The organism is Brevibacillus sp. IT-7CA2, assembly GCF_949767855.1.
Lineage (GTDB): Bacteria > Bacillota > Bacilli > Brevibacillales > Brevibacillaceae > Brevibacillus.
The window spans coordinates 1-26,102 of the sequence record NZ_CATKQT010000050.1 but is presented as its reverse complement, the minus strand read 5'-3'; the positions used below and the strand labels follow the sequence as shown (position 1 = coordinate 26,102).

The following is a 26,102-nucleotide window of genomic DNA, read 5'->3' as shown; positions in this document are numbered from 1 at the left end:
CTCCTATCTTTTTCGTAATTTTACAAAACCTAGTCCACATCACTTCTCGTAAGGGAAGTTGACACAAGCCTCCATTCTTTTCGAAATTTTAAAACATCAGAAACCATAACAGTTCTGACTAAACCTAATTATAACAACATTTCCAAAAAATGGCTTATTTCCTTTTTTTCGAAAAATATCATCAATCAAGAAAAAGAGATGAATAATCAAGACCACTAAATCAGCATGCTATCATATCCATAAAAAGGGGATAAGAGGAGTGTGTGGTTTCGTGGTAGAAACAAAATCATTTGGAAGTGAGTTAACAAAATATAGAGAACGAGCTGATCTAACGTTAGCGGAGTTATCACGAATGACGAATATGTACGTAACGATATTAGCGGACCACAATAAAAAGCGGTGAGGCTAGCGTACCTCACCGGACCAACAAGTATAGATAGGCCGCACACTTTAATAACCAGGGTCTGGAACTCTTTGGGGAGAGTTAGACTTTTCCTTGCTAATTCCATAAGGAACATCAACTGCTAAAAGTGAATCATTATTGCTGTTTTTATACGGAACATCAATTGCTAGAAGAGAACCAAGCGTCATTGATAATGCTACAAGCAGGAAAGATGCCTTCTTTTTCATGTAATCACCAGACCTTTCATTTTTTTCTAATAATTACATTATATAGGCTGTCAAGCTCCTGTAACACCTCTAAATTCAACATTTTTCCGTGAACTACATGAGAACGAATAATTAGTGATGTATTTTCGATAATCTCGCTATAAGCACCGATTTCACCGTAATATTGAATACTCATCTGTAAACACTCTATTCCCGCATCAAACATGCCTTGCTCGATCAAGAATTTCCCTTTTAAGCTGTAGTAAAGTCCTACTTGATCGAACATATATGGTGTTTCGATCTTAGCGGGTAAAATAGCGACCTCTTGATGAAAAATATTTCGTGCCGCGTTAGCATCCTCCATTTTAAGAAAAATGTTCAGTAAGTCGTTTGCAATGGGGATTCGTGCATTTGTTTTTGACCGTTCCAAGCACTTCTCAAATAATGGAATTGCCTTTCTATAGTCTTCGGTTTTGGAATAAATAATGGCCCGTAGATACTCGGCATTTTCTTGCACATATGTATAATTGAATTTTTCATATTCCTTTAGATAAACGCTAGCAAGTATGTAATCTTCTAAAAATAAATAGGAATTGCAAGTTGCCAAAGTTGCTGACGCTTGTAACTCACTCACTTCCTGGTTTTTGGACAATCCCTTTCGACAAAATTCAATACATTCACTGTAAAGTTTCAAACTAAACGCTTGTAATCCCAGCCGGTAGAGAGCAATTACCTGATCATTTTCATGGAGGTAAAGCAAGTAGTGCAATAGCTCTTTTCCTTCGTTGTAGGACTGTTCCCGTCGAGCTAAGTCTTTACGCTTAATCAAATATTTTTGGAAAAGCGCGCGGGCAAGATAAACAGGAGTTCCATGCTCACGAGCGTATTTCAAAATCGCATCGTAAAGCAACACTTGAATTTTTACATCTTTCACTAGACCCGCATATTGGTAAAGGCCGTCTAACGTCTGAAATGTATCCATTCTGGTGCACTCTAATATTTTTTCGGATATTTTCTGAATTAATCTATGATGCTTATGAGTGATAGCCTTGTCCAGCAAGAAGTTCAGCATTTCAGGGTTTCTTACATAGTTAATACAACCGCCTATTATTTGATCGAAGGGTATCCCCAGAACCTCAGCTAGTGTAAGGAGATGGCGTGGATTTGGCCTCTGAACGCAGTTATTTTCGATCTTACTGATGGTAGCATGAGAGAGATTAGTCTTCTCCGATAATTCGGTTAAAGTCAAATTTGCACGACCCCTGTATTCCTTTACAAGATCACCAATCAACCGGAACACCTTCCTACTTTTATCCATTTATGGTGGATTATAACTCCATTTTACATTTTTACACTAAATTTTATAAAAAGGAAAAATTTTTTCGAGAAATATCGATATATAAAAATGCGAAAAATAGCTTTATTTGGAATGCATCATTATGGATTTGAAATTTGTAAGGGTATCACCGGCTATTTTCTACCCCTTGATGGTGAAAAATTGAAAATTAACCCCATGGAGACGTTCTAGTCCTCCTTGGGGGCTTTTTTTGCGTTAGTTCAGGTGCGTCCACTCGCACGACCACGCATAACGAGGGACGGGAGAAAAAATAGCGGGTAAACCAAACACGAATAGCCCGATCAACGTCTCGATCAGGTTAAATCCCTTTGCTATCGGTTATGTACAAACCAAGGAACAACGCCGCGCGGTATTTTCGTGTTAGGCGTATTAAAGAAAGATGGCCAGAGATTTCACGCTTGGTTATTAGCATGGACCAATTCGAAATTTTTAAAACACCGGACCAAACGAGCTACAAAGCCCTTTTACGCGGTTTTATTTTTGGATGTAAGAAAGCATTGGTCATCCATTAAAAATTGATAATTACCTACCTAGAGCTGTTCAGATGCTCCATCCATGGTTGTCGCTCTATTATTTTTGGGAATATCTCTCTGGACGTTTTTGATCAGTAAGGTTATTGTTCTATTGGGATATATTGTAAAGTGAGGTGGAGAGATTGTTCGAATATGCACGTTCACGGCACGCTGCTGTAACGCGTTTGGGTCAATTCGTTGCTCATGGCATAGTTAAGCCGATAAAGGGATTCGCTGAAGAACGATGGTATGAAGGAGAAAGAGAAAAATTAAGATCTGTAGAGGAATTAAATGGATTGGATCGCTTTGAAATAGCTAGGGGTTATTTGAATACTAAGCAAGGAATGAGGTTCTTAGAGGAAATAGAATCGGTATCTCAACGTCAAGGTTTGTCTTCCATACTTGTCCGAGATATGGCCATGTTCTTTGACATAAGAATACCCGATGCCTACTTTAAATGGCACGACAAGTTCCCACAGGTTCCACAAGTAGCAACAGTGGAAGAAACAGGTTTAATTTATCATTTCCCTGAAAGCCCTAAATTAGCAGAAGAACAAAAAGCATACATTGAAGAAATATCATCACCAGATAGACCGGCAACTGAGAAGCAGTTGAAATATCTTGGAAACTTGATGGAGAACGCCGGTTATGTTTTGAAGGGTGGAAAAAAGGATTTAACCATCACCGAAGCTAGCCAATTGATATCCTTTTTTGTTGATGACCAGGAGTTACCTGATGAGCTTTCTAGCCTCTTAGAGTATGATATCTGACTAACGCTTTTTTTGTCCCAACTTGTGTTGATATGCTGGAGAAAAAGGAGCTGGTCATCACATGCAAAGAACATTTCAATTCGTGATCACGTGGGCAGAAGCATCTAAGAAGGTAAGAGAAATACGAGAGTTGGGTATACCCTATGAAATAGATTCTACCTCAAATGGGATGGTTGTGATCTACATGCCTGACCTATTACATAGGGTGTACAACAGTGTCCGCGCCATATTTAATGACCATGGATTACGTGGTCTCTAAGTCTGAGTTTATTAGGCCTATTCAAACCCACACAAAAACCCCAGTATGAGAGAACCTGGGGTTTTTGTGACATCATCCTTTTTTGATTTCTTCAGTATATTCTATGATGTCTGGCCTATAATATTCCGGTTGAATGAGAATCCCATGGCAGTAAAACTAGTGACGTGGTGAAGGCCCTAACAATGAATCAGTTAGGGCCTTCACTTTAAAGCTATATATATATTTCAAAGTTTACTTTACACTGTCTTTCAGTTCTTTGCCTGCTTTAAATGCTGGCATTTTGGAAGCAGCGATTTCAATCTCTTCACCCGTTTGAGGATTACGTCCCTTACGAGCTGCCCGCTCTCTTACTTCGAAGTTACCAAAACCAACGAGAGATACTTTATCACCTGCTTTAAGAGCATCGGCAATTGCTTCCAGCATAGCGTCAACAGCTTTAGTGGAATCCTTTTTTGTAAGTTCTGTGGTTTCTGCAACTTTTGCGATCAATTCAGTTTTATTCATCGTAACACCCTTTCCTCGATATCCCCTTATTTTACTTGGAAGGGCAAGGAAAGGGAAGAGTTTTAGGAACGTTTGTTTCCCTGTATCCGTAATTCCCCATCCTGTAGGCTCTATATCTATGCAAAATCCAGAAAGGCGTTTCTGGATTTACTTACAACATACATGGCGCGGTGAGCATACAGATTCCGCGCCATTTTTAATGACAATGGGCTGAAATCAATTAAGGTCAGGTAAAACATACACAAAAACCCCGCTTCCATAGGTTGGGGTTTTTGTGACATCATCCTTCTTTATTCATTGTATTGAGAAAAGGGTACAAGGAAGTAGGAATTAGTCTAATTGATTGTAGATTCTGATTTGCAGATTCCGGATCTCATCGAGTTGTGCAATGGTTTGGTGATGGCGTTGTTCAATTTCATAGAGATTTAAACACTCTTTCAAATTATCAGCTCTTTTATTGATGAGGTATTGTTCCAATACTATTAGAGCTGCTGAACTCCAGTATGCTTCGGGGATAACGGAATTGGTTTGTAAATCATCTAGAATCTTTGGAAAATACTCCTGAATCTCTTTTATGCGATCTTTGTTTTGTGAATATTTATATTTAATATGCCATTTGTTGATGAAAAAAATGAGGGAGCAGCACAAGACAAACGCTATTACACTAGTCCCAATAGCGAAGATAAAAGGAAAAAACTCTTTGACCCTAAAAAGGTGTCTGTCGATTTGGTAAATGGATAACCACATAAAAAATGGAAAGGAAAGAACATACCAAGCTGGTTGAATACTGATTAAGCGTTTATTGTACATATTCACATCATTGTACATGTGCTCCACAGCGATAATAGCTCGTTTAGTAAAATCAAGATTTTTAAGGAGCTCCTCTTTTTCGGATGTTGATTGATTCATATGGGCACTTCCTTTACCTATCAGATATAGAAAAATATTACCATGAAACAAACTACTAAAATAAAATGTACACAAAATATAAATACGCTTGATTGAGTACATGAATTATGGTATTGTAATAATTGACAATAGTGATGTGCCAAATCTACACCCATTTAGAGATTTTACCCGTTTTTACATACTTCTAAAAATAAAAGAGAAGGGGAAACCCTGAAAAATCTCTTTTATTCCAATTTCATTTTTGAGGAGGGGATTGGTATGATCCGCAATTATAAATCTGATGTAATCAAAGGAGTAGTGGCTCTGACTATGTTGGCGTCAATCGCTACTCCAATTGCTGTACTGGCTAAAGACGGCAATGTGAATGTGAAGGTCAACGGTACTCTGGTCAACTTTCCAGACGCCAAGCCTTACATTGATGACAGCAACGATCGCACGATGGTTCCAGCACGATTTGTTTCTGAAGCCCTTGGATACCAAGTATTCTGGAATGAAGCACAACGCAAAGTGATCATCCAAAAGACGGTGAATGGTAAAGGCTTCATTGTAACTCTCAAAGAAGGAGAGAACAAAGCCGAGGTCGATGGGAAGCAAGTCACTTTTGATGCCAAGGCAGTTATTAAAGATGATAGGACCTTTGTGCCACTCCGTTTCGTATCTGAGTCATTTGGGGCTGACGTAGATTGGGTGGAGAAAGAGAGTTTGGTAGTCATCACAACAAGTGAGGGAGCTGGGGCTGGAACGGGGAAAGTTCCGGGCAATGGCGCAGGAACTACGACTCCTCCAACAGGTGGAACTGGTACTGGTACAACACCTGGCAGCACTCCATCCAATGGAACCGGCACTAGTCCATCTGCTGGGGTAGGTGAAAAAGTAGGAGCAGACAAACAATTTACTGTTGTAGCTCCTTCTTATCCGGATATGTTAATGCCGAAAGACCCAGTTACTGAACCAGCAGTTGAAGCTTTCCTAGGCAGTCTAAAGTATGAAAATGGTACTTTGACAGGAAAAATACCTAATCTGCCAAAAGGACACTTAATGACTCTGACCTACACCGATGGCAAAGATAAAAGTTTGAATCAAAACTTTACTAAAACAAAAGAGGGCCAATCGTTCTCTATCAAAATTAGTAATAATGGCGGTAAGGTTACCTTTGCTATTTACGAAGGCAACCTTGGAAAGAATGATGTTTACATTACTATCCCCGAAATGAAAGTTGAATGGGGAAGCAAGAGATGAAACTAGAGAGAAAAGTTTGGGGACTAACTCTTGCTCTAACGCTTAGTTTAACCGCGATTTGTTCGGCTGCCGTAACATATCCTTACGGCAGTCAAGAATACGGTGAGAAAGATATCGTTTTAAAAGGTGATCTCACGTATTCCGGTTTATCTGGAATTCAATACCGACCATCAATTGCTAATCGCCATGATGTTAACACGAAAAATGCTATTTCTGGCGTACAAAACCCATCTAGTGGCTATTGGCAAACAGTCCAATTCGATATCCAGCCCCTTCCTGGTGTTGAGCCCGATGATAAGTTTAAGGACAAATCGGGTTATCACTTAGTACCGATTCAAGAAGATCTGGTCAAAGATTTAGCAACTAAGGCTAACGGTAACGCACAATTCGTTTGGTCAAAAGTGAATACCCTCTCCCACCCCATTGTCAAGCAATACTTGGTCAATGGGGTTCCTTATGTCAATATGGGTTCCATCTTTTATCTTTCAGGCGGTGGCGATCCGGATATGAGGAAAGCAGGGGGCAATGGTGTCATCTCACCTCTTTTCCGAACTACGTATAGGACAACACCTTGGCCATCCATCCCGATCTTGGCGCAAAGTGGCAATGCCAGCTTACAAATCAAGGCTCTTGCACATTCAATCTACGATACTGCAATTACTGGCACGATTAGCGTAAATGGTTCAACGCCCAAGCAGTTGTTTACGAGCAAAAGTCCGATTAAAAACTACACTGTGACCTACGAAAAGAGCGTCCCTCTTTCGTCCTTGCAGGGCCTAAAGGAAGGGACAAATACTATCACATTAACAGTTACAGACGCGTTTGGTAGAACAGCTCAAAAATCCATTACAATCAATCAAAATCAGGGGGCTACTGCTTGTCAGAAGCCCGTATTGGTGTATAACAAAAAGGCTCATCCAAAGACCGAACTCCGATTTACGAAAGAGATAACTAGTTGGGGAAATACCATACAATGGGCATTGGAGTTTAATCCAAATAGTTGTGTCATTCTTGACTCGATAAGTGGCCACGGTAAGTATTACACCCCAAACAAGGCATCCAAGGTAGGCGACAACTACTACTATACGATGGCATTGTGGAAGTACTGGATCAAGAAAACAGACACTGGTATTGAAATAGAAAATCAATCTACTGACTCCAGAGCTCTAGTGCTTGATCTAATTGATGGGAACACCAATCAGAAGGTAAAGCGAATATCCATTGCAAAAGGAAGCAGATCCACTGTATCGCTATCGTCAGACGATTTCTCGGGTAGGTACTATCTTTCCCATCCAGCCCCTACAGAACTTAACGGGGCATGGGATAACCATGACACAACATTTGTCGGATTGCCAGCAAGGACCACCTATCCCAGTGAGCTAGTGACACCGATCCAAAGGTTAATTGGTGCAAGACAATAATAAATAGGACCAGACCTTATGGTTTGGTCTTTTTTTGTTAGATTTGAAGGGAGGTTACGTGTTGAATATAAGGTTTAAGCGTTATTTGTCCATACTTATAACGCTTGTATTAGCCCTGGGCAGCTTGCCATTCATTAGGGTATCAGCAAATCAGCCACCAGTCATCCAGACGTTAATGATTAATGAACAGTCAACGACAGTGGTTAATGTACCAGTAGGAACTGTTAATTACACCATTCTTGGCCAGAGTTATTCTGCGAATAGGAAAGCAAATGTCGCTTTTTCAATCAAAAACATGGATACCAATGAAACGACTCAAGTCTATACTCAGTGGTTAGCCAACACTCCGAATTCCGGTACCTTTACATTGTCAAAAGGAACTTATGAGGCAACTGCAATAGCTACCGACGAAGATGGACTGAATTCAGAACCATATGTGGTCACAATCATCGTTGGAGGTGGCCGGGATTTTGCGGCGATCCGATCGGATCAGAGCCCAATTTTGATTGAAGAAGACGGGGGAACCAAGTCCGTTAATGTGACTTTCAAAAACAAGAGCTCGAGCACGGAAACAGCCGAGGTCGGCTGGAAATGGAAGGACGATACAACATGGAAAGGTGTGCAATCAATTAACTTTCCTGGTAGTAACAATGGGTTGGGGGAGAGTACGGTTGCTTTCACAATTCCAATCGATATGAAGGGTCTTCCAAAACGTGAGATTGAATTCATGGTTGATCCGAATGCGTCGATCACTGAAGCCAATGAAAATGATAATAAACTCACCGTCTCTGTGGAATACAATTTACCTGACTTCTATTTAAACAGGTTATCTGTAGTAGATAAGACAGATAGCACCCTTTCGTTTGAGATCGTTGCAGGTCAAAGAGAACTGGCAGGTAGAAAGCAAACCTATACACCGTTAGTTACATATGGGTTCTCTGAGCAGGTTGATGGACAAACGTCCGTTAGTTTGGGTGCTGGTGAAGAGAAGACCTTACCTACGATCCAAATGGCGAAACCAGGGGTAGACAAGATCACCTTTACTTCTCGAATCAATGACCCCAGCAGTATCAAAGAATACTTCATGATAGACAACTCTATGACCATTCATTTGGATCTAAAAGAGGATTTGAACTTAAGAGCTCTCTCTATATCTTCAGGGATTGCCTACGAAAATGAACAAGTGACTTCGGTGGTTCAAGTTGATAATGCAGTAGGAGTTATGAAGGAACCGGTGGACGTGGTGTTAAGGCTCGATGGGAAAGAAATTGGTCGGGAATCTGTTCATATCCCCCCAGGGGGAGACAAATTCGTGACCTTTACTTGGACTGCTCCTTTTACTAAAAACGGAAAGCCAATTGTTCACAAATTGGAAGCAGAAATTAACCCTAAGCCACGAGCATTAACGGAGATTACCTATGATGACAATATTGCGAGGGCGAACATTACCATCCTACCGAACTTTCAAGGAAAAGCTTGTGAGTCAGGTGTAACCAATACATCTGCAACCTCTGGTTACTACGAGTATTATTGCAATTGCACACCTTCAGGCTGCCAAATCTGTGTCGGAAAGTACAGTGAGTCAATTACTGTTAATTCAGTTGGCCCAACCCCATCAACAGTAAAAGCAGGAATGGGATTTGAATATCAATATAAAGCAAAGTATTACAATGACAATCCACATAATGGAACACAAAACGGATTTCAGGAAGTAGAAGCAGAGTTTGATGAAGGCGGGAAATTGCCTACGGTAACCCTTGTTCCTACCAGCCCTGAACGGAAACGTAACGAAACATGGGTTATGCCGAGGGCGAAAATCCAGCGTGGGCAAGGAGACACGGAGATGATTGAGTACCTCCCCACTTTGGAGGAGCTATCTGTAAATCCTGAGGAACATGTTGATGGTGAAAACAAGTATTATACGAGCTTTTATCAAAGGGATGGTCAGTATGGGTTTACCGTAACTGGGCGAAGGGCAGGAGTTAATACGATCACATATACAGATATTGATGGTGATACAACAATTATGAAAAATGTAAGTCCACGTTTAACTGTGTGTACACCAGAGTCTTACAGGATTAGTGGTAGTCCCCATGACGATTACATTATTAGGCGTGTGAATCCAAATCGCCCGTTTCCCCAAAATGGTTTGCATGGATGGGACTGGGATGGATACGAGGATGTTTTTGATAGCCTAGCTCCATGGTGGAATACTCATGGCCAGAAAAGTACAAATGGCAAGGAAGATAAGGAATGGGTTATGGAGTTAGATCATTAAGGCTCAGGGAATATACCTGAGTCTTTTCTAATGGGGAAAAAGAGAGGAGGAAAAGGATAAATGACGGGTATCCCCAAGATGATTGCTTTCTTTATTGCTATCGCGTTTGTCATCGCGTTTTTCAAGGATATGACCACTGTCGCATTTGTTAAAGAAGACTTCCGCGGAGCTGTTCAGTCGGCAGCACAGACTGTGGCTATCAAACACATGGATTGGGCAGCCTTGCGCGTGGGAGATCCACCGTATCTCATTCAGGATGGTATAGAAGAAACGGTTAAAAACGTAGTAAGTAAGAATCTAAATATGAAAACCGAAAGTATGAATGTTCAAATGGTCAGCGAAAGCACTCCAGCATATATCGCGCTGACTGTGAAAAGTAATTACGACAGTACCTTACTCGCATTACTAAATCAAACTTCAACGCTAGTGGAAGTACCTGCAAGGGTAGTAGAGATTATTGAATCCAAATACACAGAGTACAACTATTGATCGAGAAAGGATGGAACGAATGAATACGTTTGGGAAATTTATAGGGGGCTTGGTTTTAGCCGGAGTTGTTGGTGGGGGGACCTACTTTGGATACAACATTTATCAAAAAGAAATAAACCGTACTGTCGAAGTTTTAACGGTGTCTAAAGAAATACCACCACGAACTATGATCACTCAGCAAATGTTTGATGATGGATTGATTAAGGTAAGCAAACACCCAACATCTGTTGTGCCGCCAAATGTCTTCCGGTCACCAGATGAAGTGATTGGGAAGTTTACGGCAACCAATTACACTGCCCCTCAAAATAGTTATCTCTACAATGGCAAAGTGCTTGCACCAGAGGAAATGAAAGATGGGGCCGAGATGATGCTGAAGCCAGGAGAACGAATGATCTCCATCAATGTCAACTTGAAGTCATCCCTTGCTGCTCAAATTACAGCGGGTTCCTATATCGATTTGTGGTTTAGTGGGAAGACAAAAGAAGATCAAAAGCCTGTAGTCGGTCCGTTTCTTGGGAAAGTGAAAGTCATCGGAACTTATGCGGTTAGTAACCAGAAATCGAGGCCGACAAGTAGCGAGATCCCAAATAACAGTGAAGATCAACCGATCGTATATGGAATCAACCTAGTTCCGCAAACCATACTTCTTGCCGTAAACAATGAACAGGCTGGTTATATTCAATTGGCTGAGCAGCTTGGTCAAATTAGCCTAACTGGTGTTGGATACGACGAAATGCATGGTTCTTCTCAAAATAACGTTAATGGAGCCGGGCAATGGTCGATTGAACACATGCAAGCATGGTTAAAATCACGCTTGAGTGAAACATTCCAAGCCCAAAATTAAGGAGGAAAAGGGATATGTTTATTAATGCAAGCCAGATTGAGGCAATTACGGCTTATGCCAATAAGGACGGAATTGCATGCGAAGAACGCGTAGATTTGGGAGGAATCAAACAGCCAGTTATTCTTTCAGATACAACCGATCCACTTGGTGAAGTGGCAAATACCCTTTCATCAAATGGTGTTCCTGTTCTCTATATTGCTTATCAGGCTCCATTGAACCTTTCCTCGTCAGTTTCAGTGTTAAGCGGCGAGCAGGTTTCGTGGGACGACATTAAACGATGGATTATTGAATCAAAGGAAAGCGTAGAAAAACAAATTCAGATAGCCAATTTGAACGTAAAACGTACGATTGGCTTATTTGGGATACAGCCTGGAGTTGGAGCTGGGACTATCGCAAGGGGAATGTCGCTGTATTCAGCCCAACAAGGCAAAAAAACCCTCTACATTGACTTAAATTATCGCTTTCCCAAAGCTCCGTATCTTATTGGATACAAAGGAAATTCCTTAGAGGAGCTAATTGATACTCTGGTAATGAAAGAGAAACCCAACATGGAAAACTTCTTCTTACACAAGAGCAAAATGAAGCAAATGTCCAAACAGCAGCAGGAACACTTCAAGAACTTGCCTGATGACTTCTATGTGCTATCTCCGTCCGGAGAATTGGGATTAGAGTACTTCCCGAACGTTGGCAATGATCTTGACCAGGTAACTGATTTGGTTAAGAAAATCATTGATGGTGCCAAACCTTATTTTGAAAATATTCTAATCTCCATGAGTTCCGATCCAGATGAGATTTTGAACCTAGCCACACTACGTGTGTGTGACCAACGTTTGCTGGTAACTGATGCGAATCCTTCTTCCGTCTATCTTTTCAATCAGCGTGTGAAGCTACTATTGGACAGTGGGGTTCCTTTGGACGGAACACAAACTGTCCTGACGAAAGCACCGTTGAACCTGGACGTAGAGCCAATCGAGAAGATTATCGATTCTACTATCCATCATAAGATCCAATACGATCCTTCCCTTTTGAAATCAATTAATAACTTAGACCTGTTGGGTGAGGATGGTTTTAAAGGCGACATTGAAAAAATGGCGGAAAAATTACTGGGTATTAAATTTGAGAAAAAACAAACGGGTATTCGAAGTTGGTTTACCTCTTCAAGCAAAAGTACGAAAGTGAGCACAATCTAAGGAGTGACAGGTATGTCTGACAAGATATTTCTACCGAAAAATAGAATTGATCTTCAGCAGTTGCAGTCTAGTTTGCCCAAGGTGCTAGAAGAACAACAGGAAGATCCATCAGATTTAAATAGGGCTGCTTCTAGTCATTATGAAAAAGTAAGAAATGAAATCAGAGAGTTTCTTCTGAAAGATCATGCGAAATTATTACAGGAAGCGTTGGTCAATCCAAAGAAAAAGCCAGAGTTTGATCGGATCGTTCGTACTTTTGTCCAATTGGAACGGAAAATTGTTCCTGGATTAACTGTTGATGAAATAGTTCAAAGAGCTTGGAAAGATCTATGCTCTCTCGGGCCACTTGACGATGTATTCAAGAGTCATGACTATACAGAGATTATGTTGAATGGATTCGACCAGCCCTGGGTACAATCGGGCGGAATTGATGTCCCTGCCAGTGATTTAATTTCCTTTGACAGCGCTGATCACTTAATGAACACCGTTATCACTAAAATTCTGAATTCTTGCGGGAAGTCTATATCTGAAGCTAGACCTGTTGTGGATGCAAGGATTGGAGATGCACGCGTTAACATCGTAGGTTTCCCAATCTCACAAATGAAAGGTCCAAATGTTTCGATTCGTAAATTTCCACCAATGAATTTAACCCCAGAAGGGTTCTTAGGATATGGAACTGCTTCAGAAGAAATGCTGCTATTTATTCAGTTACTAGTAGAAGGGGATTGCACTATTGTCATGGGGGGAGCCACCGGTTCAGGAAAAACTACCAGTTATAAACTGATGGCTGGATATATTCCTAAAGGCCAAAGAACACTGGTAATCGAAGACCCTACAGAGATGAACCTGCATATTCTATATCCTTATTCGGAAGGCTATCATTTTGTAACTGAGGAAGTTCGATTAATGGGTGATCCTGATCTGGACATTACTATTGAAAAATTAGTAGCAGAAGCTGGAATGCGTCAAAAGCCATACCGTTTTATCATCAGTGAGATCCGAAGAGGAAACGATCTATTAGCCGCTATAGATGCAGCAGAGAGTGGACATCCTACTTGGTGGACGATGCATGGTAGATCGGCTAGACATCTTTTTAATCGAATCGTTGCAAAGATGACAAGAGCAGATTCATCACTTACGAGAAAAGATGCGGTAGAACAACTTGCAGACTCTTTGGATATTGTTATTATGCAAAAGCTATACAAGGAAGATAAAAAGCGCCGTGTGTTTGAAATTGTTGAGGTTGCTGGAATAGATGAAGATGGAAAGGCAAAGCTGAATCCAATCTTTGAATATGATTGGGAAGAGAAGGTATTTTATCGTCGGAATCCGATCTCGGATAAGTTGGTTGAAATCTTCCGGAATGCCGAAATTCCACGTCACCGCTATGAAGCATTCATGCAACCGGTAGAGTAGGAGGAAAATATGCTAGGGATAATTCTATCGTTAGCCGTTGCTCTTTTTATATTGGCATTATGGTTATGGGGAGGGAGCGGGAAGAAAGAACAACTAAAATGGGTTCAAATTGAGAAAAACAAAGGAAAAGCAGGCATCAAGTTTTTGGAAGAAGCTGACCGTCATGGTGTGCACATGACAGTCAATCAGTATCTTGCTTGGTGGGGAGTAGCAACAGGGCTTGGGGTTGCTTTAGCAATATTATTGTCAAATCCCTTTATGGTATTGGTCACTTTGGGGGCTAATTACTTTGTCCTCAAAATTTACGTCAGTCAATATGAGATAAAAACAAGGGGAAAAGCTCGTGAACAATTGGGCCCAGCATTTTTAAATCTAGCATCTGCCTTTCGTCTTCAAAAGAATTGGCTTAAAGCGCTAGAGACTATCATGCCTATGTTGCAGGAACCATTAAAAAGTGAGTTTCAATATGTCTATGATGCTCACAAAAGTGGGTTACCCATTGGGGATGCATTTCAGGATATGATGATCCGACTAAAGGTCCCAGAAATGCAATTGTTCGTAACGATGGCGGAAATTTCTGAGCAGATAGGTGATGCAGCATCCGAAGGAGTACTGGTTGCCGGAACTTACTTTCAAAACAAGCGTCTCGCAGTAGCGGATCTTGCGAATGTGATGATAAGTGCGGTCAAAGAAAATCGTGGACTTACCTTTATGTTTATTGGGGTAGTTCTCTATTTTAGAATATTTCAACCAGATATATTTCAAGTCTATATGAACACCTTGCTAGGTAAGACGTTGCTCACGATTTATCTTAGTATCGCAGTGGCTGTCCCCATCTTTAGTTACATGATTTTGCGAAAGGAGATTTAGGATGGTTTATTTGGCTGTAGGAGGAGGGTTAATTGCCACCCTTATAATCTATCTAGCATATCTCTTATTTAAGCCTAAACAGGCGTACAAGGCTTCTATGCTGCTCGAAATAGTTGGGCCAGAACAAACATGGCATCGTTCTTTCAAGTTCCTTCCTGATCGTGTAGCGAAAGGAGCCTTTTCAAAAGCACATCAAAAGATATGGTCCGAAATTGAAGATGCCAAATCAAATAAAACTCCCGAACAGGTCTTTATTGAGCAAATTGTCTACTCAATAGGGATCTTTTTATTATTTCTGATTTTGTACTTGCTCTTCGAGTCCATGTTTTGTCTCATGCTAGCGTTTGGTGGGGGCTTCTATTTCTTTTTTGAACCGAGAAGAGAGCTAGTTAATAAGGCAAAGAAAATGCGTGAAGAAATTCGCAAAGAAACACCAAACTTTGCCTTAACGGTTCGCTTATTGATCAAAGGTCAAAAGTCACCAGTTGACGCCCTTAAAATTGCTTGTGTTCATGGCGTAGGGAAAGGCATGAAGCCTTTTGCGGATGTATTGAAATCTGACCTGGACTATCTTCATCCTGCTGATGCCCTTTACAAATTTGGTGATGGGACAAAAGTGCCTGAGTTGAGAGAGTTTTGTACGGCAATTGCACAATATATGACCGTTGGCGGGGGAGCTGACGGCGAGAAGATCCTCGCGGATATGGAACACACATTCCGAGAGCTGGATAAGAAAATGCTCGAACGTGAAAAGGAGATACGTCCAGCCAAACTCAAAGCGATGAGTGGGATCATCATGATAGATGGTCTTTTATTTTTGTCGACTGCCATGGTTTTGTATCTTGCTCATACATTATCTAATTCTAATATCGGGTTCTAGCCTGTTCGAAAGGATGTTTTTGTGTGAGAGACCCACCAACACTTGAGTTTTAACAAACAACCAACACAAACTATTAAAATTCGGAGGAAAAAACAATGAAAAAAGCAATCTCTTTTGTAAAAAATGCAGTAAAGAACAATCGCGGTACAGTTTTGATGGAGAAAAAGGTTCTCCTTGTTGTAATCGTCGTCGGAATCTTTGGTTTCAGTGCTCTTGGTTATACGTTCCTCAAGGACTACTGGAATCAAACGTCTGATTCGATTAAATCCAAAAGCCAAATTAATGAATCTATTGATTGGTAATTCTAAAGAAGCCGTGTGTGAAATATTGCACTCGGCTTTTCCTATTTATGAAGGGAATTTTTTAGGGGGGTTAACATGAAGGGTAAATGGAAGCGAATATGGCTCTATGTGATGCAAGATTCGTCTGGGACTGTCCTGATGGAAAAAAAAGCAATTCTAATAGTGGCTGTGATAGGCGTGTTTGGATTATCTGCTTTAATGTTACCTTGGCTACAAGGCTACTGGAATGATACGGGAGATTCGATTAAAAACGCTGGGAAGCCAAACAGCTTTAGGAGTGTGACATATAAATGAGGAAGTTTGTCACCAATGACAAAGGATTTGGCTTTATTGAGTATATGGTCATATTTGTTGTGGTTTTTCCCATCATTATGCTGATGCCAGATATGGTGGTATGGGGAGGGACATGGGTAAAGGCCAATGGAGTGATCAATGAAACGGCACAGTTCATTGGTGAACATGGTGGAGCTGATAGTACCACGATTGCCTACCTACAACAACGATTTAGTGAATCTGGGCTTGACCCTGCCAGATGGGATTTAACCATATCTTCAGGCCAAGTCATGAAGGGTGATCCACTGAGTATTGCGGTGGAATCGAGTTACTCATTCAATTCACTCAAAATGTTGGGAGTGGAATTCCAGATGCCTTTGAGGGCTTCCGCTACTGTTCCTTCCCAAGTCTGGATAAGGTGATCATATGTGGATGATGATAATAGCATTTGTCGTGTTGCTGATTGCATCCTACACAGATTGGAAGTGGAGAAAAATCCCTGATGTCCTCACGTATTCCTCCATCGTTATTGCTTTGATGTATCAGTTGTTTTGGGGAAACATTTGGCTGTCTCTAATAGCAGGCATCGTTGTATTTGGTGTCATGGTCGGGTTGGCTTATGTCCTCAATGGTGGCATCGGTGGTGGCGACATTAAGTTATGTACCTTCCTCGCTCTAGCTCTCAGTTACCCATTGATTAATCCCTTGCTGCTGGTTTCATTCATACTCGCGATCATATACGCCAAGATCATGAACCGTAAGGAAGTCCCGTTAGCACCAGCCATTCTATTGGGGTTCATCATTGTAGTCCCTATAAATATGTAACTAGTAGCTGTAAATGAACGATCTAGTGATTGGTCATTTTTTAATTCAAAGCAAAGGAGTAGATAGGATGAAAATAATCTTTGCAGGTGGAGATATTGGAAATGACGGAATGAAGTTGGTACTTGGAATCGGAAATCGGTTATTTATCCCTAACGCGGTTAAAGAAGTTGCTCATGGGACTGAACGAAAGTCAATTGGTGAAGACGAAAAGGTATTGGATACCCTTGATGTTATTATTCGTTGTACTCACTTGCCTGAATTGGATGGGAGGCGGTTTTGGGTAGGGAACCTGGCTGTGGGGAAAGGGGAGTATCAAGTTAGTCCTGACACAAAGAAAAGAGACAATCCACTTATACTTGTCCCTTTGTTCACTGGATTGGCTCTTCAAGCGGACAAAAAAGAAGATGATCTTCATACCCAAGTGACAATGGGATTGCCGATGGAAGAATTTTTGGAAAAGAACGAAAGAAAGTCCTTTGAAACCAGAATAAAGGGTGATTTTGAAGTTGAATTTGTCTCCACACACCGTATGGAAGGTTGGAAGGTCAAGATTCGTTTTGATCCAACGTTAGCACCAGAGGGGCTTGGGATTATTCTCCATCAAATGACTAATCAATTTGGACAAAATATAAAGCCAGAATGGAAGGGTCAAGCGATGGGGTGCATTGACATTGGCGGATTCTCAACGGATATTTCCGCAATTGGTTCCGACCATCGACCAGATGCAGATTTATGTGATGGGTTTCAGCTGGGAACGATCTCTGCGTTAGATGGCGTTGGTGAGGAAATCAACCGCCTATATAAGATCAAGTTTCCTCGTCACATGCTTGAGGAAACCATCACGAAAAAGAATTGTCAACTGCAATTGGGAGCGAAGCAAATCGACATAACCGATATTGTGGATTCAAATTTTCGGTCTGTTGCTCATCAAATAGCTCAGCGAGTCCTTGAGATTACAAGAAAACCTAAAGCTGCAATGATCCATCGATATTTCGTAGTAGGTGGTGGGGCACTTAAATACGAACAGTTTTTAGAAAACGAGCTTCAAGAGAAGATGTACAGCGAATTAATTTGGTTGACCACTGATCCCGAAGAGACCGTGTTCCTCAATGCTGAATCCTTTTATCGATTGGCCATTCTGAAAGCATACAAAGCAAATTTACTTCTGCCTAAAATAAAAGAAGCGTGATGAATGATGAGAAGGAAAACGAAGAACTACCAGGTTGGCGATAACATTGGATTTAGGATTCGAAATGACGACACCGAAATATTGTCATGGGCGAATCAGCAAGATAATGTTTCTGAATCCCTTCGAAAATTGATTGAATCTCCAGAAAGAAGTGATTCAGTCGAGCTACTTCTGAAGGAGGTTTTGACTCGGTTAGATCGACTGGAGGAACGGTTTCAGACTGCTGCTGTGACGGTCCCTTCACCAGCCCAACCACAAGTTAATGAGACCAACGAACCTACCAAACGCGAGCAAATTAGCGATAGAAGCAACGAACCAGTAAAGATTAGCGATGAGGATTTAGATACTGCAATGAGTATGTTTGAAATTGATTGACATTAAATACGACAAAGCCACTTATATCAAGGGTTTATGGCATTTAATGTGGTGAAACGTTAACTTTTACAGCATAGTGTAATTAGTCTATTTAACATTAAACATTGTATGTTGAATAATCCGGGTGATAGCAAGGCTTGAAGCCATTTAATGTTTTGCGTACAGAACATTAATGCGTATCCTAAAAAATGCTTTGTAACCCTTACCAGTACTAGGGATTTCGCATTCAATACGAAAGGTAACAGTTAAGGGTTTTATAATAATGGTTGCTAAATCACATGTAACAAAGACCAATGTAATCTAGTGAAACCCCTTGTCTACCAAGGGGTTTATTCATTTAACATTTTTAGTAGGTGGGGACACATAGTGAAAGACGAAACTAAAATGGTAGTTTTCCTCGAACAAGACTTAGAGAAGCGTGAGGAACGACTGGTTGAGGCGATCAAACTTGCGGATATGACGAGGATTCTTTTGTCCGAGCAGCTCCTAGAGACAAGGGCATGGAAGACAGAAATGGCGATCCCAACAGTGGAAAGTACAGTGATTGAAGCGTTTGAAGAAACAGATTACTATGTCCGATTCGTGATCGACGGGCTTCTCCCTATGATTTATGACAGAGTAGATGCGAAATATCACAGAAAGATAAGCGATCATTATGTAGGTCAGATCGTTAAGTTTGTATCCAAGAATCAAATCAAACGAAAGTTCTCTCCAGCCTTTGTTTTTATTGCTCAATATTTTCCGGACAGGAAAATCAGAGACTTGGATAATCGAGCGAAATCCTTTATTTTCAACGGTTTGCGGTACAGTCTTTTAACCGGTGATGACAACTGGCAGGAGCTCTCCTATATGGAAAAAGGATTCTTCGATCCAGGGGGAACAAGGACAGAAGTGTGGGTTTGTAATGAGCAAGATATGGGCCGTTTAATTCAAGAAATAAAGGTAAAAACAGAGTGGCGAAAATAGTGAAAACATAGGTAAAAACTATGTAAAAAAATAAGGGGCGCCCATTTTACCTATGCGATTTCCTTTTGTTTTTACCTATGTTTGATGCCGATATCCCTTAGTGTAGCTTGATACATTTCAACCCTGTGATAAGGAAAAATGAAATTGAATTGTTTTTACCTATATAAAACCGATTGAATGTGGGTATATCAAGCATTTAATTGTTTCCAAGAGGCGATTGGCGAAAAAGCGGAAAGGATTGGAGAGTCAACTGCGTTGACGATCAATCCAGCCTTTCGCCAAATTGCAACTTGTTGCAAGGCGAAGAAAGGCGTCAGCCCCCCAAAAAATTATGGGATTGCAAGGGGTGAGTGGAGTGCGTGGAATACCGGTGATACCAATAGAGAATGGGAGTGCTACCAAAAATCTGACGGAACGAGACATTCAGGTGCTGCATGATCTGTATCAGTATCAGATGTTGAATATCAAGCAGATTCGTGAGCTGCACTTTCCTGGTAGTGAGAAATATGTGTACAAGCGATTATTCCAGTTGAAGCGGGAAGGGTATGTAAAATCAAGGCCATTGGTGGAGAAAGGCAAGAAGGTGGGGGCTGGCTACTTTATTACGGAAAAAGGACTCAGGATATTGGAGGTGCAGGGGCTTTCAAACAAAGAGAGGCGTGCAAGAGACAATAAGCCATCTGGTATCAGGTTGTCATCTGTCATTGAGAGGAATGAATTATACACGCAGCTCCTGCCCTACAAATGGTCATTTGTAAATGGACGTGATTTCAAGAAGACCAATGGTATCAACAGAGGGGCGTTACTGAGCGGGCTGTTTATTCGGCAAGATGGTAAGCAGTTTGTTCTATATATCCTGGAGAACAACACAAGAGATCAGACTTTCTTAAAGCTACAGAGGGAAATCAAGCTGTTGAGTGATCGCAACATTCTCATTCTGTGCAAGGGGCCTGTGATATATGAAAAGCTATGGGAAGCAGAGGACATGCACGCCAAAGAGCTTAGTATTATCCCCTTCCCAAGTGCCATTCCCATCATGCGGTGGTATTGTACGAATGATATTTTGTATCAAGAGTTACAACGGTTTGGAGTCGTGTCAACAGAACAGAATCGGTTCCATTTTGGAGATATGGTCGTCCAAGGTGAAGCGACTAAGTATTATGTGGCCAACTGTCTGATGGGGGACAAAATGACCCTGCATTACCTCAAACGATATTCCTATGATGTTTACCAACGAACTGGAATCAAGGTGCTGTTGTTGCACTGGGCAGTTGGTGAATTCCAATTTCCTTTTGACCGATATCCACACGTGCAATCTGTGCCATTCTACTTGGAAGAATTGCCAACCCGTTAGAGAATAGAGCCATCTATTGAGTTTGTGAAAAAAATCACATTTGCACTCACACAAAGGCTCATTTGAATCAGAAAGGATGTGATGAACATGACAAGTGCCACATCCAGAGCAACAATGACAACTATGAACTTTTTTGAAGTGTTCAGAGTGGATAGTAAAGTAGCAAAAGAGAATGAACTATGACATCATCAGTTAGCATGATTGCTCAACCCATCGTCGATCTGGTCAAGCAAGAAGTGGTTATGGAAGAATGGTTGTGTAGACCACAGGGAATGCTCGTTGAATCCTTTTTTTCTGTGGAGAATCAAGCGGAATTATGGAAACGCGAAGCCATGTGCCTAAGAGAAGCAATGAAAATGAAATCCAAAAATCCGAAGTCTATAAACCTGTCCTTGTCATCAATGCCTTACTTCCTTGAAACGAGCTGGTCATGGGATGGGATCATTGAAATTGTAGAATGGGCAGTCATCAACCGGGAAAGATTCCAGGAGTATACGGGGAAACTTAAGGAACGGGGTCTACAAGTTTGGTTGGACGATTTGACCCGTGAAACATGGGATGACTGGAAAACAGAGGACGTTGATGGCTATAAAATATCATTCGAAGAAGCAATTCGTTGTGCTGACTGGCTGAATCTTGTCAAACAGAAAGGGAAGCCCATTATCGTCGAACGAATTGAAACAAGAGAGATGGAGAAAGCAGCTATAGATTTAGGCTTATCACTGGGGCAGGGATATCTATACTCGAAACAAATTCATAGCAAAAGTATTGTCAAAAGTTCATGAAACGTGTATATTCATATTGACAATCATGAATTGCAGATATTATGTGCTCCTTTGGAACTCGATTCCCAAAGGGGCTATTTTATTAGGATAAACATACCGAAAAATCACAGGGGGTTCTTATGACAAAGCAAAATGTGATCGAATTTCAGCTTAAAGATCCGAAGGCTCGTGCAAAATGTCATCTATCTCTTAACAACGAAAAAGTATTGGAACAAATTACTGTCATGCACCTATGTCAGAAAGACTTAACCAATTGGAAGGGTTTCGCAATGGAGATATCCGTTACGTTAAAGCAGGCTTATGACCAAATGAAAGATGATATGGAGCTAGAGCAACGCAACTTCTTCGGTCTTGCACTTGTGGTGTTTTCAACACTGACCCAGTACCTGAATGACTGGGAAAAAACAGATCCAGAAGTGGATATGGTCTACCCTTTGAACTATTTGGATTTCTTTTACATCACAAGCTACTTGAATGCAGGTAGCGAAGCGTACCCGCATTATCACAATTTTGCCCATAAGTATCTGGATCAGGTCCTTCCAACAATGGCCCATGATTTTGAGTATACAGTGGAGCTGGCTATGGAATACAGTCGCAATCTGCCACTTTATACCGTTCTAAGAGAAGCTACTATTTGAAATATGAGAGAGAGGGTAAACGGAATGATCTTAGCAAAGAAGAACCAGGTTACCAAAATGGTACAAGCAAATGAAACGGTACCAAAAGCAAATCAGAATAACGTGGTTATAGGAAAGGTAGGTGGAGGCATGAGCTTTTGTTTGAAACCTTAATGGATTCCTACTGAACTCGTTCCTTGCAAATACCAGTTAAGAAGGAGGAAATAGTCAGCATGAGTATCCTCATCTTAGCAGAAAAGCCTTCGGCTGCCAGAGCGATTGCAGATGCGATCCTGGGGCAGTATAAAAGGCACGATGGCTACTTTCAAAACGAAAAATATACGGTGACCTGGGCGGTTGGACATTTGATCGGTCTGGCCAATCCGGAAGAATACGATCCAAAGTATACAAAGTGGGATTTGAATAGTTTGCCGATCGTTCCTAATCCCATTAAGTTAAGTCCGAATCCGCAAACAAAGAAACAACTTCAGGTAATTAAGAAACTCGCCTCTTCCTGCGTCGGTATTGTAAATGCAACCGACTGTGCCAGGGAAGGCGAGTTAATTTTTGGCTATATCATGGAGTACCTTGGAATCAACAAGCCGGTTAAACGATTATGGACGAGCTCTCTCACTCCGGACGCCATACAAAAATCCTTTGGTAACATGAAAAACGGTAGTGATTACTTCCACCTGTTGCAAGCAGCTAAGTCAAGATCATTAGCTGATTGGCTCATTGGTATTAATGCGACAAGAGCATTTACTGCCAAGCATAACGAGCTATTAACAGTGGGAAGAGTGCAGACGCCGGTGCTTGCCATGATCTATGATCGCCAGAAAGTGATTGAGGCGTTCCAAAAGAGTACGTACTACGTTGTGGAAGCAACGTTCCAGCAGGGATTGCAAAGCTACACAGGGATGTGGCAAGGGCAACCGATGAACGATCTGGCAGTTGCAGGTCAGCTTGCCGCCAAAGTTAAAGGGAAGCCAGCGAGAATATTGGATTTTCAGACGAATGACAGAAAGGAGAATCCGCCCAAGCTGTATGATCTGACCTTGTTACAACAGGAAGCAAACGCTAAGCATTCCCTTTCTGCTCAGAAAACATTAGACATTGCACAGTCGTTGTATGAAAAACAGGCTATTACGTATCCGCGGACCAGCAGCAACTATGTGGACGAATCTAACGTTGAGTTTATGCAAAAGGTATTTGATTTGATCATTCAAATGCCATTTGGTAAATCATTGGCAGCAGGAGCAGATCGGCGTTTGGTCAATGTGCAAAATAAAAACCTATGCCTGCCTGATAAAATTGAAGACCATCACGCTATTTTGCCTACTGAAAAACTACCGCAGGACATGTCAGAAGAGGAAGAACACCTCTACGAAATGATCTTGAGACGTTATCTGGCACATTTTTTCCCACCTGCAGAATATAGGCACTATGCCATCATCACTGAAGTGGAAGCAGAGTGTTTTAAAACCAATATCAAGGAATTAAAGGTCCTTGGTTGGAAAGTGGTTAATCAGCAAGAAGATAACCCGGATGAGCAGTCGCAAGAGCAGCTGCAAGTCAACTTCAATATTGATCCAGGGCAGTCGTTACAATGCATCGATTCAGCTTCCAAAGAGAAAGAAACCAAGCCACCTAATTACTACACTGAGGGTACATTAGTCGCGGCCATGAAAACAGCTGGCAAGGACATTCAAGATCCAGATCTTCGAGAGGCTATGAAAGATAGTGGACTTGGAACACCCGCAACCAGAGCAAATATCATCGAGCGCTTGAAGCATGTTGGCTATATTGAAACCAAAGGGAAACGTTTGATGGTAACAGCAAAGGGAAGGGCTACCATCGAGTTGATTAGGCAATCCGGTATCCAAGTACTTACCTCTCCTGAAATGACAGGAGAGTGGGAAAGTAAGCTCAATCAGATAGCGAAAAACCAGTTTCCCGCTCAGCAGTATATGGATACTGTGGTTAAGCTCACACACCACATTATCCAAACGGTAAATGGTCAACAGACGTTGGCTCCCACTGTTACCAAGCAAGCGTTGGGAAAGTGTCCGAAATGCAAGCACGAGGTCGTTGAAAATCAGAGGGCATTTGCTTGTAGCCAACAGCAATCAGGTTGTGACTTTGTAGTCTGGAAAGAAATAGGCAAACGCAAGGTTTCGGCTAAGATGGTCTCGGATCTCTTGAGCAAAGGGAAAACAGCCTACCTCACATTCGTAAGTAAAAAGGGAGACAATTACGAAGCGCGATTGGTGCTACAAAGTGATGGAACGATTAAATTCGAGTATCCGAATAAATCGAAATCCAAGCCATAAGCTTTAATTGGCTGAAACAAAATGGGGATAACATGCGATATTCTGGGGCAAAGGAGGGGGCCGATGATCTCTATACACATCGGTGATATTACACATTTTGAAGTTGACGCAATCGTAAATGCTTCCAATGGACAAGGCTTCATGGGTGGTCTGCTTGGTCGATTGTTTCACTTTCATGGAGTGGCTGAAAGCCTTCATTTTGCTACTAAAGGAGTTGTTGAAAAAGAAGCGAGGGCCATTTGCCAAGTCCAGAAGATCGAGCCTGGTTCCGTATTTGTTACCTCCGCGTATTCCTTGCAGGCAAGGTATGTTTTTCATGCGGTCACAATGAGAAAACCTGGGCAAAAATCTACAATGGAGACTGTAAAAATCTGTTTGCAAAACATCGTGAAAGAAGCGCAAGAATTTCAGGTATCCTCAGTGGCGGTTCCCTTGCTAGGAACGGGAACTGGTAGACTTGATAAACAACAGGTTCATGAGCTCACATGCAGCGAATTAGAGAAATCTCCGGGAATAAACTGGATCATCGTTTCAAAATAAACGAGGAAAGGAGTACTGGTATTTGAAAAAGCAGATATTCATTTCTCTTTGGGTCCTTCTCAATCTGATAGGGGCTTATTTTAGTTTAGAAATAGATTTGCCATCTATCCTACCTCTCATTGCAATAGGTGGTAGTGTACTCCTTTTACTGGCATCTTACCTTTTGGGGTGGATGGGTACTGGAATAGTGGCTAGTTTGTTTTACTCCGTTACGATGTGGATGGGAGAACAAGCATTTGAACAATGGGGCTACACGAAATGGGCGTCTTACCCGATGTATGTGTTACTTATCCTCGTGACAATAGTCTTTGTCATATTCAGAAGACGATTTGTAAGGCATGAACCTGTAATGTGGGTAGAAAAGTTACTGAAAAGAATCAAGAAACGTCCTGATATCAATGCGCTTCACTTTTCATTGGGAGAGGAGGATATAGACTGTGAGTACCCTAACAGCAAATAATCTTCCGTATCGAAATCCCCTTCAATGGGGTGGGGATGATGCTTTTACCCACTCTTTATGGGTCGGCCCGACTCGCTGCGGTAAAACGGCTACACTGATTAAGCCATTTATCTATCAGACGCTTCTTGCAAAGAGACGTGGGAAACCGGTTGGCTTGACGTTAATAGAGCCGAAAGGCGACGTTGTGGCCATGGTGAAGGAAATGAGTGAAGCAATGGAAATTGAATGTAACATACTTGATCCTAAGAATCCTGGTACCTCTGGACGCTTTAACGTAATGGCAGGGAATATTGAAACGATTTCGGAAGCTACCGTTTCTGTTTTAAAGAGCATGTTTGGTAAACAGGAAGCCTTTTTCTCAATCGTGCAAGAGCTTTCCTCTCGCAATGTTACCAAACTCCTGAAAGAGCTCTATCAGGACGATATGGACATTATGGACGTGCTAAAGAACCTGCGTGACGAAGAATTGCTTAAAAGAAATGTTGAGATGATGGAAAACAAGTTTGGAGAGACGGAGCTAGTTCAGTTTTTCAAGAATG

The 26,102-nt window shown here is 41.4% G+C and carries 29 protein-coding genes; 24 read left to right on the top strand and 5 right to left on the bottom strand.

Annotated features, from left to right (window positions below; translation table 11 throughout):
* Nucleotides 1-450: 450 nt before the first annotated feature.
* Both ACM6JA_RS22965 and ACM6JA_RS22960 read right to left on the bottom strand, forming a co-directional pair.
* Entirely contained in the window at nt 451-630 is a 180-nt protein-coding gene (locus ACM6JA_RS22965) for a hypothetical protein (protein WP_221869200.1), read from the bottom strand.
* A gap of 16 nt (nt 631-646) precedes the next feature.
* Nucleotides 647-1,900, bottom strand: a complete 1,254-nt coding sequence (locus ACM6JA_RS22960; protein WP_414854210.1) for a helix-turn-helix domain-containing protein — start codon at nt 1,898-1,900, stop codon at nt 647-649.
* 721 nt (nt 1,901-2,621) lie between these two features.
* On the opposite strand from ACM6JA_RS22960, the gene ACM6JA_RS22955 reads away from it, so the two are divergent.
* The gene (locus tag ACM6JA_RS22955; protein ID WP_414854208.1) at nt 2,622-3,248 is read left to right on the top strand and encodes a hypothetical protein; all 627 of its coding nucleotides are present in this window, start codon (nt 2,622-2,624) and stop codon (nt 3,246-3,248) included.
* 490 nt (nt 3,249-3,738) lie between these two features.
* Here the strand turns inward: ACM6JA_RS22955 and ACM6JA_RS22950 are convergent, their stop codons facing one another.
* The 3 genes from ACM6JA_RS22950 to ACM6JA_RS22940 all read right to left on the bottom strand — a co-directional run bounded on the left by ACM6JA_RS22950 (nt 3,739) and on the right by ACM6JA_RS22940 (nt 4,920).
* The gene (locus tag ACM6JA_RS22950) at nt 3,739-4,011 is read right to left on the bottom strand and encodes an HU family DNA-binding protein (protein ID WP_414854207.1); all 273 of its coding nucleotides are present in this window, start codon (nt 4,009-4,011) and stop codon (nt 3,739-3,741) included.
* Between the two features lie 116 nt (nt 4,012-4,127).
* Complete coding sequence (locus ACM6JA_RS22945; protein WP_414854206.1) at nt 4,128-4,271, bottom strand: hypothetical protein; 144 nt, start codon at nt 4,269-4,271, stop codon at nt 4,128-4,130.
* Between the two features lie 70 nt (nt 4,272-4,341).
* The gene (locus ACM6JA_RS22940; RefSeq protein WP_414854205.1) at nt 4,342-4,920 is read right to left on the bottom strand and encodes a hypothetical protein; all 579 of its coding nucleotides are present in this window, start codon (nt 4,918-4,920) and stop codon (nt 4,342-4,344) included.
* A 258-nt stretch (nt 4,921-5,178) separates the two neighbouring features.
* Between ACM6JA_RS22940 and ACM6JA_RS22935 the strand changes: the two genes are divergently transcribed.
* The 23 genes from ACM6JA_RS22935 to ACM6JA_RS22825 all read left to right on the top strand — a co-directional run.
* Entirely contained in the window at nt 5,179-6,159 is a 981-nt protein-coding gene (locus ACM6JA_RS22935) for a copper amine oxidase N-terminal domain-containing protein (protein ID WP_414854204.1), read from the top strand.
* Nucleotides 6,156-7,580: a hypothetical protein gene (locus ACM6JA_RS22930; RefSeq protein ID WP_414854203.1), complete on the top strand. Its 1,425-nt coding sequence runs from the start codon at nt 6,156-6,158 to the stop codon at nt 7,578-7,580. Before ACM6JA_RS22935 ends, ACM6JA_RS22930 begins: the two co-directional genes overlap by 4 nt.
* A gap of 61 nt (nt 7,581-7,641) precedes the next feature.
* Entirely contained in the window at nt 7,642-9,858 is a 2,217-nt protein-coding gene (locus ACM6JA_RS22925; protein ID WP_414854202.1) for a hypothetical protein, read from the top strand.
* A gap of 60 nt (nt 9,859-9,918) precedes the next feature.
* A complete protein-coding gene (locus ACM6JA_RS22920) occupies nt 9,919-10,347 on the top strand; it encodes a hypothetical protein (RefSeq protein WP_414854201.1) in 429 nt (142 codons plus the stop codon).
* A gap of 19 nt (nt 10,348-10,366) precedes the next feature.
* Nucleotides 10,367-11,191, top strand: coding sequence for a Flp pilus assembly protein CpaB (gene cpaB / locus ACM6JA_RS22915; protein WP_414854200.1), 825 nt, complete (start codon nt 10,367-10,369; stop codon nt 11,189-11,191).
* 14 nt (nt 11,192-11,205) lie between these two features.
* A complete protein-coding gene (locus tag ACM6JA_RS22910) occupies nt 11,206-12,381 on the top strand; it encodes a hypothetical protein (protein ID WP_414854199.1) in 1,176 nt (391 codons plus the stop codon).
* Between the two features lie 12 nt (nt 12,382-12,393).
* Nucleotides 12,394-13,797, top strand: a complete 1,404-nt coding sequence (locus tag ACM6JA_RS22905; RefSeq protein WP_414854198.1) for an ATPase, T2SS/T4P/T4SS family — start codon at nt 12,394-12,396, stop codon at nt 13,795-13,797.
* Between the two features lie 9 nt (nt 13,798-13,806).
* Nucleotides 13,807-14,667 carry a type II secretion system F family protein gene (locus ACM6JA_RS22900; protein WP_414854197.1) on the top strand — a complete coding sequence of 287 codons (861 nt, stop codon included), beginning with the start codon at nt 13,807-13,809 and terminating at the stop codon, nt 14,665-14,667.
* A 1-nt stretch (nt 14,668) separates the two neighbouring features.
* A complete protein-coding gene (locus tag ACM6JA_RS22895) occupies nt 14,669-15,547 on the top strand; it encodes a hypothetical protein (protein ID WP_414854196.1) in 879 nt (292 codons plus the stop codon).
* 95 nt (nt 15,548-15,642) lie between these two features.
* Nucleotides 15,643-15,849 carry a hypothetical protein gene (locus ACM6JA_RS22890; RefSeq protein WP_414854195.1) on the top strand — a complete coding sequence of 69 codons (207 nt, stop codon included), beginning with the start codon at nt 15,643-15,645 and terminating at the stop codon, nt 15,847-15,849.
* Between the two features lie 75 nt (nt 15,850-15,924).
* Nucleotides 15,925-16,143 (top strand): hypothetical protein, encoded by a 219-nt coding sequence (locus ACM6JA_RS22885; RefSeq protein ID WP_414854194.1) that lies wholly within the window; start codon nt 15,925-15,927, stop codon nt 16,141-16,143.
* Complete coding sequence (locus ACM6JA_RS22880) at nt 16,140-16,544, top strand: hypothetical protein (protein WP_414854193.1); 405 nt, start codon at nt 16,140-16,142, stop codon at nt 16,542-16,544. The genes ACM6JA_RS22885 and ACM6JA_RS22880 overlap by 4 nt, the downstream gene beginning before the upstream one ends.
* A gap of 10 nt (nt 16,545-16,554) precedes the next feature.
* On the top strand, nt 16,555-16,947 hold the full coding sequence (locus ACM6JA_RS22875) for a prepilin peptidase (RefSeq protein ID WP_414854192.1): 393 nt from the start codon (nt 16,555-16,557) through the stop codon (nt 16,945-16,947).
* 67 nt (nt 16,948-17,014) lie between these two features.
* The gene (locus tag ACM6JA_RS22870; RefSeq protein WP_414854191.1) at nt 17,015-18,136 is read left to right on the top strand and encodes a hypothetical protein; all 1,122 of its coding nucleotides are present in this window, start codon (nt 17,015-17,017) and stop codon (nt 18,134-18,136) included.
* Nucleotides 18,137-18,319: 183 nt separating this feature from the next.
* Entirely contained in the window at nt 18,320-18,511 is a 192-nt protein-coding gene (locus ACM6JA_RS22865) for a hypothetical protein (protein WP_414854190.1), read from the top strand.
* Between the two features lie 366 nt (nt 18,512-18,877).
* Entirely contained in the window at nt 18,878-19,477 is a 600-nt protein-coding gene (locus tag ACM6JA_RS22860; protein ID WP_414854189.1) for a hypothetical protein, read from the top strand.
* 355 nt (nt 19,478-19,832) lie between these two features.
* Nucleotides 19,833-20,831 carry a replication-relaxation family protein gene (locus ACM6JA_RS22855; RefSeq protein ID WP_414854188.1) on the top strand — a complete coding sequence of 333 codons (999 nt, stop codon included), beginning with the start codon at nt 19,833-19,835 and terminating at the stop codon, nt 20,829-20,831.
* Nucleotides 20,832-21,028: 197 nt separating this feature from the next.
* Nucleotides 21,029-21,616, top strand: coding sequence for an EAL domain-containing protein (locus ACM6JA_RS22850; RefSeq protein WP_414854187.1), 588 nt, complete (start codon nt 21,029-21,031; stop codon nt 21,614-21,616).
* Nucleotides 21,617-21,735: 119 nt separating this feature from the next.
* Nucleotides 21,736-22,254: a hypothetical protein gene (locus ACM6JA_RS22845; protein WP_414854186.1), complete on the top strand. Its 519-nt coding sequence runs from the start codon at nt 21,736-21,738 to the stop codon at nt 22,252-22,254.
* Between the two features lie 212 nt (nt 22,255-22,466).
* The gene (locus ACM6JA_RS22840; protein ID WP_414854185.1) at nt 22,467-24,563 is read left to right on the top strand and encodes a DNA topoisomerase 3; all 2,097 of its coding nucleotides are present in this window, start codon (nt 22,467-22,469) and stop codon (nt 24,561-24,563) included.
* Nucleotides 24,564-24,626: 63 nt separating this feature from the next.
* Nucleotides 24,627-25,103, top strand: a complete 477-nt coding sequence (locus ACM6JA_RS22835) for a macro domain-containing protein (protein WP_414854184.1) — start codon at nt 24,627-24,629, stop codon at nt 25,101-25,103.
* Nucleotides 25,104-25,125: 22 nt separating this feature from the next.
* Nucleotides 25,126-25,563 (top strand): hypothetical protein, encoded by a 438-nt coding sequence (locus tag ACM6JA_RS22830; protein ID WP_414854183.1) that lies wholly within the window; start codon nt 25,126-25,128, stop codon nt 25,561-25,563.
* A partial coding sequence (locus ACM6JA_RS22825; RefSeq protein WP_414854182.1) for a type IV secretory system conjugative DNA transfer family protein occupies nt 25,541-26,102 on the top strand: 562 nt, incomplete at its 3' end. The genes ACM6JA_RS22830 and ACM6JA_RS22825, both read left to right, overlap by 23 nt.